This is a genomic window from Pseudoalteromonas sp. NH0006-26 (genome assembly GCF_057552415.1).
In genome coordinates this window covers 433,630-455,338 of record NZ_BAAJMJ010000001.1, presented here as the reverse complement: position 1 = coordinate 455,338, position 21,709 = coordinate 433,630, and the positions used below count along the sequence as shown (strand labels likewise).

19 protein-coding genes are annotated in these 21,709 nt (G+C 40.5%); 7 read left to right on the top strand and 12 right to left on the bottom strand.

The genetic code is table 11. The features are described from left to right. Positions 1–47: 47 nt before the first annotated feature. Positions 48–1,511: a carbon starvation CstA family protein gene (locus tag AC27JR_RS01865; RefSeq protein WP_008468677.1), complete on the bottom strand. Its 1,464-nt coding sequence runs from the start codon at positions 1,509–1,511 to the stop codon at positions 48–50. A 353-nt stretch (positions 1,512–1,864) separates the two neighbouring features. Between AC27JR_RS01865 and AC27JR_RS01860 the strand changes: the two genes are divergently transcribed. Next, positions 1,865–2,347, top strand: coding sequence for a putative 4-hydroxy-4-methyl-2-oxoglutarate aldolase (locus tag AC27JR_RS01860; protein WP_418609656.1), 483 nt, complete (start codon positions 1,865–1,867; stop codon positions 2,345–2,347). An 89-nt stretch (positions 2,348–2,436) separates the two neighbouring features. Here the strand turns inward: AC27JR_RS01860 and AC27JR_RS01855 are convergent, their stop codons facing one another. The 4 genes from AC27JR_RS01855 to AC27JR_RS01840 all read right to left on the bottom strand — a co-directional run bounded on the left by AC27JR_RS01855 (position 2,437) and on the right by AC27JR_RS01840 (position 12,755). After that, positions 2,437–5,067 (bottom strand): glycosyl hydrolase family 18 protein, encoded by a 2,631-nt coding sequence (locus AC27JR_RS01855; protein WP_487172594.1) that lies wholly within the window; start codon positions 5,065–5,067, stop codon positions 2,437–2,439. A 65-nt stretch (positions 5,068–5,132) separates the two neighbouring features. Next, on the bottom strand, positions 5,133–6,746 hold the full coding sequence (locus AC27JR_RS01850) for a lytic polysaccharide monooxygenase (RefSeq protein WP_487172593.1): 1,614 nt from the start codon (positions 6,744–6,746) through the stop codon (positions 5,133–5,135). A gap of 66 nt (positions 6,747–6,812) precedes the next feature. After that, entirely contained in the window at positions 6,813–9,986 is a 3,174-nt protein-coding gene (locus tag AC27JR_RS01845; protein ID WP_487172592.1) for a glycosyl hydrolase family 18 protein, read from the bottom strand. A gap of 264 nt (positions 9,987–10,250) precedes the next feature. Beyond that, positions 10,251–12,755, bottom strand: a complete 2,505-nt coding sequence (locus AC27JR_RS01840; RefSeq protein WP_487172711.1) for a S8 family serine peptidase — start codon at positions 12,753–12,755, stop codon at positions 10,251–10,253. A gap of 572 nt (positions 12,756–13,327) precedes the next feature. Here AC27JR_RS01840 and AC27JR_RS01835 point away from each other — a divergent pair. The 4 genes from AC27JR_RS01835 to AC27JR_RS01820 are packed head-to-tail and all read left to right on the top strand — an operon-like array spanning position 13,328 to position 16,452. Continuing rightward, entirely contained in the window at positions 13,328–14,830 is a 1,503-nt protein-coding gene (locus tag AC27JR_RS01835; RefSeq protein WP_487172591.1) for a curlin, read from the top strand. Positions 14,831–14,870: 40 nt separating this feature from the next. Next, positions 14,871–15,260, top strand: coding sequence for a curli production assembly/transport protein CsgE (locus AC27JR_RS01830; protein ID WP_487172590.1), 390 nt, complete (start codon positions 14,871–14,873; stop codon positions 15,258–15,260). Between the two features lie 5 nt (positions 15,261–15,265). Beyond that, positions 15,266–15,679, top strand: a complete 414-nt coding sequence (locus AC27JR_RS01825) for a curli assembly protein CsgF (RefSeq protein WP_487172589.1) — start codon at positions 15,266–15,268, stop codon at positions 15,677–15,679. Beyond that, positions 15,679–16,452, top strand: a complete 774-nt coding sequence (locus AC27JR_RS01820) for a CsgG/HfaB family protein (protein WP_010389319.1) — start codon at positions 15,679–15,681, stop codon at positions 16,450–16,452. The genes AC27JR_RS01825 and AC27JR_RS01820 overlap by 1 nt, the downstream gene beginning before the upstream one ends. 31 nt (positions 16,453–16,483) lie before the next feature. Here the strand turns inward: AC27JR_RS01820 and AC27JR_RS01815 are convergent, their stop codons facing one another. From AC27JR_RS01815 to AC27JR_RS01800, 4 genes are all read right to left on the bottom strand, one after another. Next, entirely contained in the window at positions 16,484–17,173 is a 690-nt protein-coding gene (locus AC27JR_RS01815) for a helix-turn-helix transcriptional regulator (RefSeq protein ID WP_487172588.1), read from the bottom strand. Between the two features lie 92 nt (positions 17,174–17,265). Continuing rightward, entirely contained in the window at positions 17,266–17,877 is a 612-nt protein-coding gene (locus AC27JR_RS01810; protein ID WP_487172587.1) for a GDSL-type esterase/lipase family protein, read from the bottom strand. After that, the gene (locus tag AC27JR_RS01805) at positions 17,877–18,401 is read right to left on the bottom strand and encodes a DsrE family protein (protein ID WP_487172586.1); all 525 of its coding nucleotides are present in this window, start codon (positions 18,399–18,401) and stop codon (positions 17,877–17,879) included. The genes AC27JR_RS01810 and AC27JR_RS01805 overlap by 1 nt, the downstream gene beginning before the upstream one ends. A 51-nt stretch (positions 18,402–18,452) precedes the next feature. Next, a complete protein-coding gene (locus tag AC27JR_RS01800) occupies positions 18,453–18,917 on the bottom strand; it encodes a flavodoxin family protein (protein WP_487172585.1) in 465 nt (154 codons plus the stop codon). A gap of 101 nt (positions 18,918–19,018) precedes the next feature. On the opposite strand from AC27JR_RS01800, the gene soxR reads away from it, so the two are divergent. After that, complete coding sequence (gene soxR, locus AC27JR_RS01795) at positions 19,019–19,480, top strand: redox-sensitive transcriptional activator SoxR (RefSeq protein ID WP_487172584.1); 462 nt, start codon at positions 19,019–19,021, stop codon at positions 19,478–19,480. Here soxR and AC27JR_RS01790 read toward each other — a convergent pair whose 3' ends face one another. Further along, positions 19,481–19,981 (bottom strand): DUF6795 domain-containing protein, encoded by a 501-nt coding sequence (locus tag AC27JR_RS01790; RefSeq protein WP_008108925.1) that lies wholly within the window; start codon positions 19,979–19,981, stop codon positions 19,481–19,483. A 154-nt stretch (positions 19,982–20,135) separates the two neighbouring features. Beyond that, a complete protein-coding gene (locus tag AC27JR_RS01785; protein ID WP_487172583.1) occupies positions 20,136–20,489 on the bottom strand; it encodes a DUF1294 domain-containing protein in 354 nt (117 codons plus the stop codon). Positions 20,490–20,540: 51 nt separating this feature from the next. On the opposite strand from AC27JR_RS01785, the gene AC27JR_RS01780 reads away from it, so the two are divergent. Continuing rightward, the gene (locus AC27JR_RS01780; RefSeq protein ID WP_487172581.1) at positions 20,541–21,071 is read left to right on the top strand and encodes a hypothetical protein; all 531 of its coding nucleotides are present in this window, start codon (positions 20,541–20,543) and stop codon (positions 21,069–21,071) included. A gap of 45 nt (positions 21,072–21,116) precedes the next feature. Here AC27JR_RS01780 and AC27JR_RS01775 read toward each other — a convergent pair whose 3' ends face one another. After that, positions 21,117–21,674 (bottom strand): carboxymuconolactone decarboxylase family protein, encoded by a 558-nt coding sequence (locus tag AC27JR_RS01775; RefSeq protein WP_487172580.1) that lies wholly within the window; start codon positions 21,672–21,674, stop codon positions 21,117–21,119. Positions 21,675–21,709: the final 35 nt, after the last annotated feature.

The following is a 21,709-nucleotide window of genomic DNA, read 5'->3' as shown; positions in this document are numbered from 1 at the left end:
AGCGAGCTTAAATAAAGCTCGCTTTTTACATTAGTAGCTATGTGGTTTTAAGCTGGACGCACTTTATGTTTTGAATGCACAAAGGCTAATACAATAAAGCCTATAACCGCCACTACTACTCCAATAGGCTTACCTAAGTCACTTGATAAGTTTAACCCAATTGCCGCAGTCATAATGTAAGATAAGGTCACTGCGGTTGCGATCACGGCGGGTATACTCGTGATCCAGTGGAATGTACCACGGTCAAATAAGTACTTGGTAGCAAGCCACAACACACTAGTAGAAAGCAACATATTTGAAAACGCAAAATAACGCCAAATAACAGAGAAGTCGAGCTTAGTCATAAAGTAAGCAATAGTTAGAATTGGCAGTGCTAACAACAAACGATTGCGTAAACTTTGCGGAATACTAAACGCATCAACCACCGTTAAGCGCAGTGAGCGGAACGCCGTATCACCTGAAGTAATAGGGAAAACAGCAACAGCAATAATAGCCATGATACCGCCAAATACACCTAAGTAGCTATTTGCAATATGGTTAACCACTAAGCCAGGACCGCCTAAATCAAGCATCGATTTTAAACCCGCGTACCCTTCTGGGAAGGCTGCAATACCAGCAAGTGCCCAAACACAACCGACAATACCTTCACACATCATCGCGCCGTAATAAACTGGGCGTACATATTTTTCGTTAGTTAAACAACGGGCAATAATAGGTGCTTGCGTAGAGTGAAAACCACTAATAGCACCACAGGTAATGGTTATAAATAGCAACGGCCAAGTGGGCAGTCCATCAGGATTGGGTGCTAAAAAGTCGTGAGCATGATCGGCCTCAAAGTATGCTAAAAAGTCGCCAGCCACAGGTAAATGAGGTGCATTAATTAACAGTGATACCGCAATAGCTACTGTCATTACAATCATTAACAAACCAAAAATAGGGTAAAACTTAGTGATGATTTTATCGATTGGTAATAACGTGGCTAAAAAGTAATACGCTAAAATAGCCAGAACCCAAAATGTATTGCTAGCAAAAATGGTGCCTTCAAATGCATCTAAGTTACTCAATAAGCCCGCAGGGCTCATAATAAATACGACGCCAACAAAAAATAACAACATAGCGGTAAATATAAGCATAAAGCCTTTAAATACAACGTTGTAATAATGGCCTGCAATTTCAGGTAAACTTTTACCATCTTCTTTAATGCTCATAACGCCAGAAAAGAAGTCATGTACTGCACCGCCTAAAACGTTACCCAGTACAATCCACACTAATGCTACGGGGCCATACAATGCGCCCAAAATAGGGCCAAATATGGGGCCTACTCCTGCAATATTCAAAAACTGAATTAAAAATGCACGAACAGGGTGAATAGCAACGTAGTCAACACCTTCGCTAAAGCGCTTTTGCGGTGTGTCTACGGTTGAATCTAAACCCGCTTGTTTTGCAACAAACGGGCTATAAAACTTATAGCCTAATATTAAAATAGTCAGGCAGATAAAAAAGATGATCATAAAGCACGCTTCTCTTTTTGTATGTGTTTATAGAGCGCTATTTTGCCGCCCCACTTTTTAAAATAACAATTGAACGTAGCATATGAAAAAGTAGCCAACAATGAGACGTTTGGCTAATGCGCTCACCAAATCAAATTCATTCGAAAAGGTAAAACTAGATAACAGCATTCGTTACTCATAAAAACAGGATTAAAAAACACTAAAAATGCTTATATTGCGACTAAAATCTATACGCTAATCTACAACATTAGCTACACCTGAGTTGTTAATTAGCCTACGATAAACATTATTACTACTTTAAAACTTACGGTCTTTGCCCTACATGGCTTTGCCAAAAAACAAGGATGCCCTCAATGACACCGTTTACTACGCCCGATTTATACGATGAACATCGCGACCATGTGCAAGTGGCTGATAGTGGCTTGCAGCACTTTGGTAATAAAACTCACTTTTATGGTCAAGTAGTGACCGTCACCTGCCCTGACGATAACTCGTTTGCTGGTAACATACTGCATGAAAACGGTGAGGGAAAAGTATTGATTGTTGATGGTTTTGCCAGTAAACGTTTTGCCTTTATTGGCGATATGATTGCAGAGCGCGCACTAAAAAATGGCTGGCACGGCATAGTTATTAATGGTTGCTGTCGCGATATTGAAATTCTTGCCACACTTGATTTACCTGTAATGGCGCTAGGCGCAACACCACGCTGCACCACTAAGCGCGGTTTAGGTGCTAAAGATCACCCGGTTAATATGTTAAACACCACAATTAATACCGGTGATTGGGTATATGCTGATGTAAACGGCTTAATAATTAGCTCTAAAGCGTTATTTTAATTTCTCGTAATAGCCGTTAACAAAAAAAGCAGCTCGAAAGCTGCTTTGTTAATTAACATGGTTTTGTAAAACCAATAATCAGGTTCACATTAAAGTGCTAACCATACATCGGTTGAACCAGGCTCGTTCCCTTGAGTCCACCATTTAGCTTGATATTTATTACCTTGATAAGAAACTTCATCACCACTGTTATAAATTGCCGATGGCTGCCACACTACCACGCCCGTATCATCTGTAGGTTGTGTTGTTGCTTCCCATGCACCACCTAAATCAGGACGTTCGCCTTGAGTCCACCACTTGGCTTTATATTCTACGCCATTATAAGTAACGACATCACCACCAACGTATGCAACACGCGCATCCCAGCTTCCTGTAGGCTCAGTTGTAGTATCAACGTTTGTAACTGTTACGCTAAAGCTTTGCGTTGTGGTTAATGCACCATCACTAACTGCAACAGACACTGTGAAATCTGTATCTGCATCAACTGCGCCGGCCTCAAGACTTATATTTGCGCCGCTACCCACTAACGTTAAACCAGCTGGTACTGTCCACGTATATGTAAATGCATCGTTTTGAGCATCGCTTGCCACAACAGCAACTGATGTTGATGCGCCTTCTTCAACGCTGATATTAGCGATAGCATCAACGCTAGGAGCTGTGTTTTCACCACCTGATGTTGGCGCAATAACATTAACAACAACATCACGATTAACGGTTGCCTCACCATCTGATACCGCAACGGTTGCCACATACTGTGTATCTGCAGTGACTGTTGGCGCTGTAATGACTAATGATGCGCTATTTTGTCCAGATACTACAAGTGCGTTATCAGCACTCCAGCTAAAGCTAAGTGGATCGTTATCGGCATCGGTTGCAGAAGCTGTTACTGCAATACTCTCACCTGAATTAACAGATATAGATGCAGATACTGAAACAACTGGCTTTTTATTTGTTGGCGGAGCAACTACTCCTCCTAAACCATCATGCATAGCATTTAGAATATCACCATTATCAGCATCTATTTCCCATGCAAATAAACCACCTAAATTATACTGATTAACATACGCGCCCTTAGCCAGTACTGACTTACGGCTATCATAAGTAATTAGTTTACCGGTTGAACGATTCCATACATAAGCGGCTTGCGCTTGCTCATCATAACCCACTTCAAAACCATTAATACCGGTGCCCGCCGCACCAATCATATTTGCTTTAACGCCTTTGTAATCAATAACACCATCTTCCCATACGCCTTGTGCCGTAGAGCCTTTTAACGGGCCATTACCAGGGGCGGTCATTGGATTACCATCAATTGCTGCATTTTGCGGGTAAACACCTTCCCAACCACGGCCATACATAGCTGTGCCCACGACGATTTTTTTCGATGGTACATTTTGCGCAAGTAACAGCTGCACTGCATTATCCGTGGTATAAGCAGGGCCTTTACGAGGTTCGCCATTTTCATCAAGCCCGGTACCATTACATTGACCAACACTCATGTGCTCACCACAGTAAAGTGCTGTTTGGTGACCGGTTACGTTACTCCATGCGCCATAAAAGTCATAGGTCATGGCAAAAATATAATCCATGTATTGGCTTGCGGCTTGGTAGTCTACATCTTCAATTTTATCGTAACCTGCACCAATGGCTGAGGTTAACTCATAAGTACGGCCCGTTTCTGCTTCAAGTTTATCAAGCATAGCGCGAAGCTCTTGCATTAGCGCCACATAGGCTGGGCCATCGTTGATTGGATCGCCAATATCAGGATTGGGGCCGTCACCACCTGGGAATTCCCAGTCAATATCTACACCATCGTAGAATTTCCATGTTCTTAAAAACTCCTCCATTGAGGCAACAAAGGTGTCGCGGTTAGCTTTATTGGTAAAGCCACCGAATGGGTCTGATAACGTCCAACCACCTATAGATGGTAAAATTTTAATATCTGGGTAACGCTGTTTAAGCGCCATTAGCTGAGAGTAAGTACCACGGATAGGGTCTTTTGCATCAACCCCTGGCAGCGCTTTTTGTACTGCGGCCCAAGGGTCGTGAATAACCACTTCGTAATCTGCAGAGCCGGCACAAGCGGTTTCAAGTGCACGTTTAGGACCACCCGATAACGATGCGTTTTCACCACAAATTGGAATAAAGCCATACAAAATATGGCTCAGATTTTGTGCTGGCATATTCGTTACATCATAATCACGGCCATAAATTCCCCACTCCACAAAGTAAGCGCCTGTAACTAAACCTTGTTTGATACCAATGTCGCGGTTATTTGGGTCAACATCCATGGGTAATGGTGTTAGGTGTCCGCCGTCGGTGTCAGCAATTACAATTGGTTTGCCTGCACTGCGAGCACAGGTCGTGCCACCTTCACATAGCTCAACATACATTGTATGGCGGCCCGCTTTATCATAAGGGAATGTGATAGTGCCACTTTTAGAACCAGCAGCAAGCGTGCCCTCATTGACTAGCATGTCATCAAAATAGACTTTGTAGCTATCGCCACCATCACCACTCCATGCACTCCACTGAATGTTGATATTAACTTGTTCAACACGGGTAACTAGCTGCTTATAAGAGCCGTTTCCCTCAAGATCTACCTCAACAAACGAATATTGCTGTGGTTCCCAATTAATGCTTGGTGTAGACGGTGCAGCAGATGCTGTGCTTGCAAATAAAGCAACACCGATGGCTGCGCTCAGTTGTTTGATATTCATAGGTCTCTCTTATCCATTATTTATGTAATTATTTAATAAGTTTGAACTGCAAAACTTAGGCTTTATTAAAGTTTGGTCCATACATTGGCTTGCCCTGGCGTATCGCCCTGAGTCCACCATTTAGCGCGATAGCGCTGTCCTTGATACGTTACTTCTGCGCCAGCTTGGTAGGCTTTGCTGGTATTCCAAGTGGCTGCTGTGTCAGCTTTCGAGGCTGATTCCCATGCCGCTGAGGTATCTGGTTGTTGGCCTTTGTTCCACCATTTAGCGGTGTAAATCACGTTAGCAAAACGGGCTTTATCGTTTGCTTGATAGATCTGAGTGCTGTCCCATTCAGGTACTGTTGGATCAACAGGGTCAACCGGATCGACCACAGGTACATCGTTAACCGTGACACTAAAACTGGTTTGGGTACTTAATTGACCATCCGATACAGATACTGCAATGGTGTAATCGGTGTTTGCTGATACCTCTGCAGTGGTTAAGTTGATGTTGGCACCAGAGCCTGTAAAGCTTAGCGGTGTAGGTACTGTCCAGCTGTAAGTTAGCTCACTTTGCTCATCATCAAAGGCATGCAGATGAATTGCTGTTGTGGTGTTTTCATCAACTACTAGGTTATCTGGGGTGTGTACAATGGGTGCGGTGTTTGTTGGCGCACCTTGCACACTCAAGGCATAGGTATAATTTGCATCGCTGCTATACACTTGGTTTATCAGTACGTCGGTTGCATCAAACGTAATGTCGCCCGCTTGGTTTTGCACCCCAATTTGCACTAAATGCGCGTAATCAAGGTTAAGCTGTTCAGCCAATGCTTGTTGCCAATTTGCTTGATTGTCAGCATTAATTTTAAGCTGTTGATTAATCACCTCTTGACCTGTTTCGTCAAATAAACGAGCCCATACAGTGTCACCAGCAATGGCATTTTGCCCTTGGCGTACAAAGTAACCAAGGCTTGCCCACGCATTAGGATCGGTTGGTGCAGCGTCGTTTACAATGTTAATGTCACTACAGTTATAAAATCCTTCTCCCACGACATCGTTTCGTTGCCAGCGGCTATACAAAATTGCATCGCCGTTGCGCCCTTGTGGAATAGCCACACTCATTTGATAATAACGTTCACCATCGGTGTCTTTTACTACTTCAACATTTTGATGCTCTTGAACTAGCTCTAAGTCTTGCCAGGTCAATATATCTGTAGCGGTATTAAAAGTTGGCTTAGTTAAATAAAACTGCCAAAAGCTGGGATTATGTGGTGTTGCAGCTAAATAACGGATTTGTATATCACCATTAGAGTTAGGCATTACATCACTGCGTTGCCAATGTGGTGATGGTAAATCCATACCTCGTTTGGCTGTATCGCCACCAGCACATAAAGTGCCGTTTGGTACACTGGCCTCAACTGCAGTTTGATTTAAATAGTCAGGTGTATTAACCGAAAATTCAATCGCTTGTACAAACTGTACCGTGCCCGACTCTAAATAAGCGGCTCGACACGCAAGGTTAGGAATATTTGTACCGTCTTCAGGCCACCAGTACCCGCCATCAATCTGACAAATTGCTTGGCGCGCTTTAGGGCTGTCCATATAACCATGTGCTTGCACTTGCGGTGCTAGTGTACTGAGTAGTAAACCACTGGTAATTGCAGATAGCGTAATCGTGTTAAGTTTAATTGATGCCATTATTTTATCCTTTATAAGACTCAATACATGGGGCAAGCTCAGGCCTACCCCTCATTGTTTTGTAAATTACAGGCTACAACTTAAGCTCCAATCAGCTGTTACACCCGGCTCAGAGGTTGTCCACCATTTGGCTTTGTACACTGCATTGTTATGCACCATTAGATCGCCGCCAGCAGCATGGCTTGGGTTGCCCGCCCAGTCAGTTTGAGGAAAGTTTGGATAAACAGGTATCGAGGCTATATCAACTCCTTCACACACACCTACAGGATCACCCCCTCCGTTATCTGGATTGCCCGTGCCATCACCGGGTGTTGCCTCTGGCAGCATTGGGTATTCAGTTTTGAATGCGTAAGTTTTGCCATCTTTTTCAATGGTAAAGTTGCTAGGCCCTGTGATTGGCATGTAATACATCACTTGTGCATTTACAGTTGCACCGGCGCTAAAGTCTTTAGGCTGGCCGCCCCATTCGTTGTTCAGTGTGATTGAGAAACGGTGAAACTCGTTCTCATAACCACCAATGTTGTTACCTGCCGCGTTTGAGCCATTTACTTCTACTGCCATGCCCAGTTTTTCTTGTGCATTCCAGTTAGATTTAAAAATAGCGGAAGTGGATACAGGCACATCAAATGAGATCTTTGCACCACTTAAATCAAGGTTTGAATTATTAGTAAACGCAAATGTAGGACTGATTGGATAGTTTTCATCACCAACAGGGAAGTCTTTTGCCTCAAAAACCACATCAACCGCTTCTGCAGGAGTGTTAAAGTTGGGATTACCACCGTGAACATCGTATGCAACGCCACTTTGATTAAACTTATTGTATGCAAGTGAAGTAAGCGTTGACCCCATGAAGTATTCGCCTTTCGCTGCATCGTAATCAAAGTCACCAGCCAGCTCCCAGAACATTATACCGCCAAGGCCATTGTTGATAACGTAATCAACTTTAGTTGCCATCGACTCTTCATCTTCTATCGATAGGAATACTTTTTTATCTGCGTTCCATAACCAAGGTGCAACGGCAACGCTGTCATAATGACGGGTATAAGTTCCGGTTAAGCGATCATCAGCGTCTGTATCAGGTGTTAAGCCATACACGCCTAAATACGAGCCAACAATGCCGTTTTCAAGATTTTTAACATGCCATAATGGGTTTGAACCCGCAGGCATTTCTTGGCCTGCGTCGTTCTTATCATGCCAAAGGTTATCAATACCTAATGCACCATTACCACACTTGTTTTTTTCACCCACACCGGTACCCGTTGCGCAATCAGCTTGGTTAGGCAATGCCGCTTGGCCCCATAAACCATTTGTTCCGCCTGATACATCTTTAAAACCACGGGTGTAATACGGTAAACCTATGTTGATTCGACCCGCTGACATCGCACCACGGAAATAGCGCACTGCCCAATCGGTATTTAAGTACCCAATGCCTTCAAACTCTTTGGTGCCATATACATTCCACTGCGTAAGCTCTGAATCAAGACCAGTATCAAACAATGCAGCGTTGTGACCTACGTGCGAGTTCCATGCGCCATGCAAGTCATAAGACATGATATTCACATAATCAAGGTATTGAACCGCTTGAAAGGTTTCCATACCTCGTAATAAATAACCAGAAGATGGAGACGCAATAGTGAGTAAATAGTGCTTACCCGCGGCTTCACCTGCACGATCTAGCTCTTCACGTACTTTTTTCATTAGCACTTGGTATGAGGCATTCAATCCTGCACGGCGCGCGTTGGATATAGGAAAATCATCGGGGTGACCTGAGTCGTTCATTGAAGATGGGTATTCGTAATCAATATCAACGCCGTCAAATCCATATTTTTCAATAAACTCAACGGTACTTTTTGCAAATGCATTAATACCTGCATGGTTAACTGAACCATCAGCATTGATGGTCATAGTGTAAAAACCACCGCTTGCAACACGGCCTGTTTTATCAAAGTAACCGCCGGTTTCAGCCCAACCGCCCACAGATATGAGTGTTTTTACATCTGGGTGTTGTTTTTTGTATTTGTTTAACAGGTTAAAGTGACCTTTGTAGTTAAACTCTGGGTCCATTTCAGCGCCAACTACGCCCGGCCATTCCATATTAGTGGCAGGGTTATTTACTGAAGTAGGATCGCCAATAGATACTTTGTTGTTTGCATCAACATGGGCAAATGCATAGTTGATGTGGGTGATTTTATCCCACGGAATATCGTTCACTAAATAACTGGGTTGACCATTAGCGCCATTACGCCAGCTAGTAAAGTATCCAATTACACGACGCGGGTGGTCAGCTCCCATGATCTCACGGCCATCAGCGTCATAAATCGTACAGTAAGGCGTGTTTACACCGGGTGTTTGATATAAACCTTGTGGACGACAGTCAGTGCCCGTAACTGGGCCGGTATTTTCATCAACAACCGTTAATACTTTTGTTACTTGCGCTGTTGCACCGTCGTTATCTGTCACCGTTAGGGTGAAAGTTGCCTGACCAAGTGCCGTTGCTTGCCATGCAAAACTGCTCGCTGGTGAGCTTGATTGATGAACATCCACCCCGTTTGCTGCAAAGCTCAGAGCCGTTACTTGGCCATCACTATCAGTTCCAGAAAGTGCAAACACCACCTGCGAACCAACAACCAGTTGATCCGGTAGCGTGCTAAATGAAATAGCGGCAACTGGTACTTGATTAGCAGGGTCAACAATCACTGAATCACTTACACTTATCGTATTAACAACTTCAGCAGACATCGCTCCTTCATCGTCTGTTGCTACAGCACTAATTTGATGTTCGCCCGCAATAGCTTGCCAGTTAACACTAAACGGCGCAGTGTTATCAACCGCGATGGAAATGCCGTCGATAAAAAACTCTACACTTGCAACCGAGCCATCTGAATCAGTTGCTTGCGCAAAAATGACAACGCTGTCTTTATCGCTAAATAAAGAACCATTTTCAGGTGTAAACTCGGTAATTATAGGTGATTGATTATCATTGACAGCGCTGTCACATACACCCAAAAGTAACCAATCTTGATATTGACCTGCATTCTCCAAAGGATTGGCTTGTGTCCACCACTTGGCTTCATAGGCATTATTTTGTGCCTTAACTTGGCTTCCTGCTGTATGAGTTTGCCCTAACTCCCATGCCGTTAATGTACTGCAATCAGTTGATGCGTATACATTTAAACTAAATGCACTTAGAGGTAAGGCACTTAATTTGAAGGCATTTTTTATTATTTTCCGTGAGCTCATTTGCTCCTCCGCTTAGTGTGTTAAGAAATGCTATTGTCAGTTTCTATTTATGAAACTAGCATGAACAAAGTAAATATCAAGTAAATAAAGTGCAATTAATGAACAAAAAAAGTATTAATTGACTAATTAATAATATAAGACTAGTTATTTATGCTTACAAAAATCCATTCACAAACCAAGCTCAAATGAATGACACCTCCCAATTAAGCACAAAAAAAGCCCAGTAAAACTGGGCTTGGTTTACATTAGGAATGTATGTTCTGTTTAATTAAATGAAACCGTAATAATATTCGAACATACGTTTTCAGATACACATAACTGATAGTCGTATGCAGGTAATGTTGCGTTACGAACGTAATCACGGTAACGACCATTGTCTGATACGGTGCCTACTAGTTCACCATTTCGGTATAAGCTAAGTGACTCAGCACCCACTTCTTCCCAGTTTAACTCTACACGCATAGTATCAAGACGTGACTTATTAGCGCGTTTTAGACTCAACTCAATTTCAACATCACTTACAACCACTGTTTGTGTGAATGTATCTGAGTTGTTTTCACTATCTGTTACAGTTAGTTCAACTTCATAACTACCTGATTCAGCGTAGGCATGAACAGGGTTTGCATCAGTTGAAGTTGCACCGTCACCAAAGTCCCAGCTCCACTGTGAAATATCATCATTTGCATCACGACTTGTATCTACAAATGTGGCTGTAAGGCCTTGCGTATCAACATCAAAACCAGCGCGAGGCGGTTGTGGGCTTACTTCACCAATAGCACTAAATGTAAGTGACCAACCATTTATTGTGCCGGTATCTGAGCCTGCAGTATCTTCAACATGAAGTGTCCAATCACCTGTTGCAACTTCCCCGTTAAATGCACTTGAGGTAAATGCTTTAACAATATCGTCTGCACTGCCGCCTTCATTGCTTTGCAGTGTCACTTCATTACCTTGCGCTGAAATAAGTGTAAGTACTAAATCACCTGACCAAGTATGCGAAATGTCTACATCAGCAGTGGTACCAAAAATAGTTAAATCATCGGCTACTGTTATGACAGAGCTTGCACCTTCCGGAGAATTATCTGGAATCGCAACACTTTCATCACTAGTGTAAGTAAAGTCATTCAAACCAGCAGGTTGCAACATTAAGCTTACTGTTTGCTCTTTAACTTGCTCGTCTGTTGTCGCGGTTACAGTAAAGTCATAATTCCCCCACTGAGTTTCGCTATTAGTTGCCACTGTAAGTACAACTTCATCGCCTGGACGAGCAGTAGTTGCGCTTAGTGATGCATCAGCAAGATCAGCAGCCAAAGCCAGTGAAACGTCGCCATCCCATTGTGCAATTGAACCAATCGTAAAGGTATAAGTGACTGTATCACCTACAGTTGCTTGCTGAGAAACAGGCGATACAGATAATTTAAACCCAGGAGTTGGATCAGCATCAATCAGTGCTTGGTTTATATTTAGGCGTGTACCTGCAACCGTTTTACCATTTAATGCCGCATTAGCATCACCACTAGACATAAGTAATTCTTTAAGCTCTAGTGTTGTTAAATCAGGATTAACTGACAGTACAAGTGCAGCAGCACCGGCTACATGTGGCGTTGCCATTGATGTACCAGAGTAACTTGCATAGCCGCCACCAGGAATGGTTGATAAAATCGCACTACCTGGCGCGCCCATATCAACACTGGTTAAACCCCATTGTGAAAAGCCAGACATATTGTCGCGACTATCTGTGCTTGCAATAGATAATACATTATCATTTTCATAATTAGATGGGTAATGAGGGTTTACATCGTTGTCTACCGCATCATTACCAGCAGCAGCTACAAATAAAATATCAGCTTCTTCACTGGCAGTAATCGCATCAGCAAGTGCTTGGCTATAACCACCACCGCCCCAGCTATTGCTTAATACACGAAGGTTAACACCTGAGTTTTTAAGGCCTACCATGTAGTCAATACATTTAATAGCGCCAGATGTAGAACCTGTACCATCTGCAGCTAAAAACTTACAACCTGCAATAGATACATCATGGTTTACACCTACAATTCCCACACCATTGTTACCACTGGCACCAATTGTACCTGATACATGTGTACCGTGGCCTTCGTCATCCATTGGGTCGCCAGCATCGGTAATCGCGTTAATACCGTGCACGTCATCAACATAACCGTTACCATCATTATCGATACCATCGCCAGCAATTTCACCGCTATTTACCCACACATTCGCAGCTAAATCAGGATGACTATAATCTACACCTGTATCAATAACACCTACAACAACATCACGGCTACCAGTTGAAATTGACCATGCTTCTGGTGCATCAATATCAGCATCAACTGTACCACCAGTTTGGCCTTCATTATTTAAGCCCCATAAATCTTCAAAGCGAGGATCGTTTGGTGTTGCTGCAATGCTCACACGATAGTCAGGCTCAACATACTCAATGGCTTGATGAGATTTTAAGCGCTCAATAGCTTCTTTAGCACTCATTCCAGATACTTTAAATTTAGCAAGGCGACCAGAAAATAACGAAGTGAAGTTATCATCAACTTCATCGCTGTTTAAATCTGATATTTTTGCTTTAACTAACGAACGAGCTTGCTTACGCATTTCTGGCGAAGCATTCTTTTTATATTTAACAATAATCGAGTCACTGCTCGCGGTTACATTTTGAGTTGTACTGTTAGCATCAGGTAATTTAGCTGCAGCTAAACAAGGTAAAAGTGCGAGTGTAATAATAGATAATTTTGTTTTCATCATTTTATCCGTAATTAAGTTAACTTAGCTTTACTAAGTAGAAAATTTACGTCTAAGAATTTAAGAAATCACGTGGCAAGCTTTAAGAAAACGGCTAAATAACGACTAACTCAAGTAAAAAAAGCAAAACAAGGTACAAAACCATCATTTTTAACTAGAAATATAGCGATAAAAACATAAACAACATCCATTTTAATGAGCAAAACCCATAAACTTTAACATGCCATTAACCCATTATTTTTTACTAGATTTTACTGTAAATTTAATTCAACCCCAAAATAACACTTCAAGACATTGAAAATAAAGTACTTTAAATACCATTAAAAAAGATGATTCAAAATAAGTTCATTGAAGAATACAGTGATTGAGCAGTTATGAATTAGGTAACGGTAAATTTACTTATTAAGTACAAAAAGCCGGTTTCTACTTTCATAATTAAAACGCACCTTACGTTTAAGAATAAAAAAGTTAATCACACATTATCACAGCACGGCATGCTGTAACGACAAACACCTTATTAAAACTCAATAAATAATCAAGGTGTTTAATTTTGTATTTCAAGGAGAATAATAATGAGACTAAATAAGTCAATTCTTAGCTGTGCTATTGCAATCGCAATGGGATCAAGCTTTGCTGTTCACGCCAACACGGCAGATAAAAATGTATCGACCTCACCTTTAAGCGCACAAGTTTCAATCCAAAGTGATTCAAACTCAATTACTTTAGAGCAAGTCCTTAACAATAATACTGCGGTGCTCATGCAAGACGGTGACAGTAACACCATGATTGTAGAAACCGTTGGTGAAAACAATACAAATGAAGTCACCCAATTACAGTTTGGCAATTACACTAAAGTAACGACCGTTGGCGACAATAACGATCAAGCCTATTTTCAAGATGGTACTGCAAATGGCGCATTAACAGAGGTTACAGGTAATAATAATAATGTTTACGTTAGCCAAAACGGTCAAGGCTTTTTAGTTAACAACGAAGCTATTAATATTGTAACTGGCGATGATAACTACGTTGAAGTAGAGCAAGGCTCTGGTGGACATTGGTTTTACAACATGGATATGCGCGGTAACGCCAATGAAATTAATGCTTTTCAAAGCGGTGAATGGAGTGAAGCCGAAGTATCAATGCTAACCGGTGATGATAATTTAATATACCTTAGCCAAGCGGGCTTCTGGAACACATTTAAAGTTACTTCGCTACAAGGCAATGATAACGAAATTGATGTTGTGCAAGAAGGTGACAGAAATGCGGTCACTTTTAATAATATTTCAGGTGATGTTAATGAAATTCTCGTTGAGCAAGAAGGCAATACAAATGCGGTTGCCTTCACTGATGTAGTCGGCAGTGAAAACAGCATTGATATCGACCAAGAAGGTACTGATAACGTAGCCGATTCGGCTTTGTTCGAAGGCCAAGGTAATGAAGTTGAAATTACCCAAGTTGATACTGAGAACATGGTTACTGCAGAACTTATTGGTGACAATAATGAGTTAAAAGCAAACCAAAATGGTGCATCTAACGAAGCATACATGGGTGTATTAGGCTCAAATAACGAATTTGATATTAATCAAATGGGAAATTTAAATTCAGCGCATTTAGCTAACTTTAATGGCTCAGACAATGACGTTAATCTAACTCAAGCCGGTGATGAGAATGCAATTTTAGTTCAGTCTTCTTACTCGAATATGGCATTAACGTCTAACAATAATGATATCGATATTAACCAAACTGGTAATCAAAACGAAGCAATCGTAACTCTTGCTGGTATCTTAGATAGTAACTCAAACCAAATTGATATTGCCCAAAATGGCGACATCAACCTTGTGGATATGATGGTTGAAGGAAATGGTCATAGCGTTGATATTTCACAAGAAGGTATTGGAAACTGGGTTATTGGCACTGATGATTCAGCATTTTTACTCGGTGGTGAAAATGTAGCATTTAATGTTACTCAAACTGGTAATGATAATATTGTTGAAGGCGCTGTTATTGGTTTTAATAGCACTGTTTCTGTTACTCAATTGGGTGATGGCAACACAACAACAATTACACAAATGTAATTGATAAATGAGAGGGAGATTAATTCTCCCTTTTTTCTTTATGATAAAAACAAAACACACCTACTTACTTGCCGTTTTACTCTTTTGTTCACCAGTGGTAACGGCTGCTGATGACCTAGAGATAGATGGTTTATTACTCGATCGTAGTATTAGTCGCTTTGGTCATCAGTTTTATTACGAATTTTCTAATTACTGGCGAGATCTCCCCTCTACCGCTGGGTTTAATATAGAGATTAAAGAAACCGTTATTCCAAAAGCAGGCACTAAATTAACCTTAATAATGAATAATCAAATTGTTTATGCAACATACTTAGGACGAAGACTAGAGCCACTTGATGGACGTGTAGAACAAGCAGTTTATACCGTTATAGACGCCATGGCGCGCTCCAATATGAAAGTCTCCTCTCCTGATATGGCATTAAATGGATAGTAATAATGAAAAAAATAGCATTAACAATAATAACAACTTTAAGCTTTTCAGTCTCCGCTACTGAAATTATTTATACCCCTATTAACCCGAGCTTTGGCGGTAATCCACTCAATGCCAATATGTTACTTAGTAAGGCACAAGCACAAAATAAACATAGAGCACCGGTTGTCGAAAAAGGATACGCTGAGCAATTTCAAGACTCATTAGAGCGAACATACTTAAACCGTATGGTTAGAGAAATAACAGATATGGCCTTTGGCGAAAATATTGAAGACAGTATTTTTAACCAAGACTCTATATTTATGAGTGGTGATTATCAAATAGAAGTCATCACCAGCACAACCGACACAATCACTGTAAAAATAACAAACATAATTGATGACTCTGTGGTGATCATTGAAGTTCCGAGGTTTGGATAATGTATAAAGTAATTATAATAACAATCGCTCTTTCTCTTAGTGGTTGCTCTACTATGGGTAATTTAATTCCTCCATCAAAACAAAGTGCGGTAACGTTAGAGCCAACAGATGTTTTTTCTGATTTAAAAAGCTTACCTAAGCCTGCGGGTAGCATTCCAGTTTCGGTTTATTCATTTCGCGATCAAACCGGTCAATATAAACCACAGACTAATGTTAGCTCGTTTTCAACGGCCGTCACTCAAGGTGCAAACTCTATTCTAGTGCAAGCATTACATGAGTCTGACTGGTTTACGCCGGTTGAACGTGAGGGTTTGCAAAATATTTTGACTGAGCGAAAAATTATTAGAGCGGCACAAGCAACTAACCCTAGTCAAGGCGAGCTACCGCCATTAACAACCGCTAAAATTATTTTAGAAGGTGGCATCATTAGCTACGATACCAATGTAAAAACCGGTGGATTAGGGATGGAATACTTTGGTATTGGTGCTTCAGAGCTATATAGAGAAGATGCAATTTCAATTTATTTACGTGCAGTTGATGTAAGAACCGGTCAAGTACTATTGTCAGTAGCCACCAGCAAAAAAGTTTTAAGCCAAGAAATGCGGGCAGGTTTTTTTAGATATGTGAGTTATAAACGTTTAGCCGAAGCCGAAGCAGGGTTTAGTGATAACGAGCCTATGAGTATTTGCGTAACACAAGCCATAGAAAAAGCGCTTACTGATTTAATTACTAAAGGGATAGACCGAGGCCTTTGGGCTAAAAAACAAGCTTAAAAATAAAAGGCTATACATATAGCCTTTTTATTTAACTTTCTAATGGAAGTAATACCGAAATATAGCGCTGCGCCCAATTTGCAAGCTCTATACGATTACGCGATTGAGTCTTTTTAAACGCACTATAAAGATGGGTTTTCACTGTATGATCACTAATATTGAGTTTATTCGCTATTTTATCGTTACTCGCACCTTGAGCAATTAAATGAATCACTGTCTTTTCACGCTTGGTTAGGTTTTCGTAATCCGCTTTACTGAGAACTATGTCGTCGTGCAATAAATTATTAGATGAAGCTGCATTTAATATCTCTTTGAACGCACCTGAAATCACTTTACGAGTAAACCATAGTTCACCAGCTGTTACTCTTACAAGCGCTTTAAAAATATCCTCTGCAACATCTGAGCTATAAAAAACACCATTAAAGTGATTCAATAATAAGTTTTTCTCACATACAGCATTTGGCTCAACGTTAAATAAAATCACCTTATGTTGCTTAGCTAAACAAGTTAATTCGGCAGGAAGCAATGAATGCCAATCTTTATCAGCGCCATCAATGAGGAACAACTCAACATTGTCACGTTGCCCAGCTTTAGGAAGCGCGTCATCCATTTTAATATCATTAAATAATGCGTTTAAAGTACTTAAAACAGTAGTGTAGCTAGCTGCATAAGCAGAAGATTTAAACGTTGTTTTAATAAAAGCAAATTTCTTATTTAACATAAATTTCATCCTTGAAACGTTTATGCCACATTACCTAAATTAGACACAAAATACAATACTCCATATTACTAATTCATATTAGAAAAATACGGCTAAATACTGTTTCTTACTACATCTTTAAGGCTATTAGCAAGCTCTCTATGGGCACTAACAGATAAGTGTATGCCCTCTTTCTTGCAAGGTTGTATCAGCGGATAACAATCTAAAAATACACAAGTGAGACGATCAGCGACGGCTTTGAACTCAATGGATAATTGTTCAACTTTTTTACCTGCACCTGCGTAAATGCTTTTATAACTTCCCACTTCATAAACCTTGGGCGGGCTTATAATGATTATCTTTGGTATTGTTTTACAGTGATAAAAGGCTTTAATGGCTAAAATTAACTCCTCAAGCGCTTTGCCAATATCGATAGCAGACAGTGCAAAACGTGCTTTTAAATCATTGGTGCCAAGCTGAATAATAACAACGTCAACGGTGTGCACTTCAAGATAAGGTTTTAAATATTTAATCCCTGACTTATCACCATCAAAAGGCGGATCGTTGACTAGTGTTCTATTCGGTTGCCCCGCTTCAATCACAAGTTGATCTGAACCCAATAGCTCTGCCAGCATACCTGGCCATCGCTCACACTCAGCAAGCCTTTTCCCATCAACAGGAGAAATCCCAAAGGTATTAGAATCACCAAAACACAGAATATTCATTAAAACGGATTCAATGTATAGCCTTGTTGCTGTAACTGGGCGTGAGCGGTCATCGCTGAAAGCGCCATTTTCACTCCAGGAATAAGCTGATCAGCTGCTACCTTCATATGCATTGCTGAATGGCCACATACATATACCTGGGTGTTATTAGCAAGTAGCTGTTTAATTAAAGATTCGGTTTTATTATCTTTTTCAAACCGTGCTTTATAAACGCTGTTTTGCAGTACATCAACACTGGCTCCACCGTGTACCACTAGCGCCAGCTGGATGTTTTCTGGTTTTACGCCGTGAGCCACATGCATATTGATAAAGCGCGCTAACGAATTAATATGATTATTTTGCGCGCCTTTTTCAGCGCCATCTCCTACATCAAAGGCAATTTTAAACTGCGCTTGGCTTAAATCAGATTTATGCTCGGGCACATTATAAAAATAACCAAAGTCTTTAATAACAGGCGCAGGCTCTGCTGCCAAACTACTAAAGCTAGTTAAAAGAAGGCTAAGACCTAAAAGTGATGTTTTCATAAGTTTCCATTTTATTGTTGGCTTAGCCTACCCTAACGCTATTTAAAGCAATTAACTAGCCTGAACATGTGAGTGCGCTATAAACGTCATCCCTAAATAATTGAATGTATGTTTAAACATATCGATAAATGCATCCGGCGCAGAAGCAGACCTAGCATTAGACAACAGTGAAAACTGTTTTTGTCGTAAAGTTCTAAGCTTCGGTTGTAACGCCTCATCATCCATGTAATCAGTAATTCTATCCATAAACGCTTTCATTTGTGGCGTGGTGTTATACCAATAAATAGGTGACGCAATTACCCAATGCTCAAAGGTAAGTAACTGTTCAAACAGAGTGTAAAAATCATCCTCAGGGTAGTTTTTGTCATAGCGATAAGGCGTGATAACAAAGTCATCTATGCAAAAGCCTTGCCCGCCTTCCTTAGCTATATAATTGTTGACTTGTGTACTGGTGTTACCTGATTTACGCGCACTCGAAAAAATTACAGCTGTGGTATTCGTTGATTTATCTTGCATTTGTATCACTCCTTTTTTTATGATGGAGCAAAGTTTACAACCTCAAGTTAAGTTAAGGTCAATAAGCAATAACCATATTTTTGCAAACAGGACGCATACCGATGACCGTACAACAAAAAAAGCTCACTGAAGCCAACTTAACCGTGGGCTATGTTGCCAAACGCAGTGGTGTAAAAGTGTCAACACTGCACTTTTACGAAAATAAAGGACTAATACGCAGCTGGCGCAACGGCGGCAATCAACGCCGCTACAAACCAGATGTACTGCGCCGCATTGCGGTTATAAAAGCAGCACAAGCAATGGGGATCACGCTCGAAGAAATTAAACAAACTCTGGCAACGTTACCAGAGCAGCGTACACCAACACAAAAAGACTGGTCTGCACTTTCAAAGCAATGGCAAGCACAGCTTGATGAGCGCATTGCTTATATGCAACGTTTACGCGAACGGGTAGATGGCTGTATTGGCTGTGGGTGTTTATCAATGAGTAAGTGCCCTATTTATAACAAAGATGACCACTTAGGTGAAACCCAAAGTGGAGCCATTTTGTTAGAGCGAGATTAGTTAAATTTCACATGCACCATATATCGTAAAAAAATGCTCTGGCGCTTCTTGTATAGGTATGTCATATGTTTTTAGCTCTTTGCCAATATCACATTGTAGATCTGAAAGTAGCCTTTTTAGCGTTTCACTATCGCCATGAATCGACACAATTAAATACCATAAAACGACCCCCTCAGGCGTGCCATTTTCTAAATAGATATGCTGATGCAATGATTCGTTATCAAACATGTTAGACGGTTTACTTGTTCTAATGGTTTTTGCTTTGAAATTAAAAAAGCCATTGCCATCAGTTATTGTTTCATCTTTATATTCATCATCATAAGTAAGTGCACGTATAACCTTAGTATTTGCAACCGGCTGCCCTTTATCTAGTAATTGTCCCTTTACCTGAGGCGATAAAACAAAATTCTGTTTATTTAAAAAACCAAACATAATCGCATAAGCCTGTGTTGTAGTAATAATAAATAAAATTACTAATAAAATAGCTTTGACTACTGACATCAAGATCCCTCCTTGGTTTAAGCCCTAAAATACAGTTATTATTCATAAGATATTCGAAGCTGTGTAGCAAAAATTTAAATACATTAGCAAAAAATATCAAGAGAGCTTTGGAAGAGACTTTAGTTAATAGCTATGTCTTTTCATAGTAGTTCTCTTATAGCCTATTAATGCTACCTAATACACATAAATTAATGACAATACACAGCCACAATACCATTATAAATACACGCTTTTGTGACTTATGTCGTAAGGTTTGCTGAGCGATAAGTGCTCCAGGCCATCCTCCAAATAGAGCCAATAGATGTAAATGCCGTTCAGGTATACGATTTACTTGTTTACGGTTTGACTGCACTGCTTTTCGTTTATCCCACGCATAATATAAAAATGTGATACCACTGAGAAATGAAATATATATTGGTATAAACATCTCAATTTTATGATTTAAGTAAGCAAGCCATAATGCGACTATAAACACGCTCGAAAATATAATTAAGGTACTTTTTATCAAAAAATAATCGCCTATAATAAGAATAATAAAAATAAACACTCGGGTTAAATTATGACATATTTAAAGGCTGTGATGCTGCTGTTATCACTATCTATATTTAGTATTCAAGCAAACAACAAAACAGACTCACTAGCGCCAGAACTTGAGATATTCGCGCCTTACTTAGGTACGTGGCAAGCTGATTTTAATACCGAAAAAGGTCAGCCAAGCATTCAAGATGTGAGTAAATGGCAGCGCGTACTCAATGGTAAAGCTATTCGTACTACACACTCTATCAATGAGGGTGAGTATGGAGGGGAATCAATGATTTTTTACGATATTAAAAAGCAGTCTTTGGTGTTTTATTACTTTACTACCGCAGGCTTTTACACCAAAGGAACAATAAAGGTACTCAGCCCGACTCAGTTTGTTGCCTATGAAGATGTTACTGGTAGCAAAGAAGGAATCACTAAAGTTAAATCAACCAGTGAATTTAAAGATCAACAGTTTGTTGTCTCTACCTCTTATTTAAAAAAAGGGGAATGGACTAAACCGGAACAGCGTATTTACACTCGCAGTACAAAAGCCGTTAAATTTAAATAACTTTGGACTTAAAACTCAAAAGGCAGCCTAGGCTGCCTTTGTTATTTATAAAACCGCTATTATTTTTGCGAATTTTTTAAATGGTTCGTCAACTGGTGTATCAGCTAAGTGATTGGTGTAATTGCTCATTACTTTTTGCGATAAACCAACAATTATTTCTAGCAGTTGCTGTTTACCGTAACCTACTGCAAAAAATTTCTCAATTTGCTCATTGCTAATTACGCCGCGATTGCGTGTCATTGCAAGCGTAGTTTCACGTAGCGTTTCAAGTTTTGCATCTGCAAGTGTTGTTTCATTAACGAGTGCATCAACAATACCTTGATCAACTTTCATTGAAGCGGCAATTGCGCTGTGTGCTGGTACACAGTAATGGCATTCGTGCTCAACATTAATTGACTGCCATACCACTGTTAGCTCTTCTGCGTTAAACGATGTTTTTTGAAATAAGTCGTGCAGTACTTGGTAGCCTTTAAGTAGAGTAGGTGCTTCTGCCATTACTGCATGAAGGTTTGGCACCATACCAAATGCAGCTACTGAATCAGCCATAAGCGATTTTGAGTCTTCAGGTGCGTTGTCTTGAGTATATAACGTAAATTCTGCCATGTTCTGCTCCAATAAATTAATGTAATTAACTAACT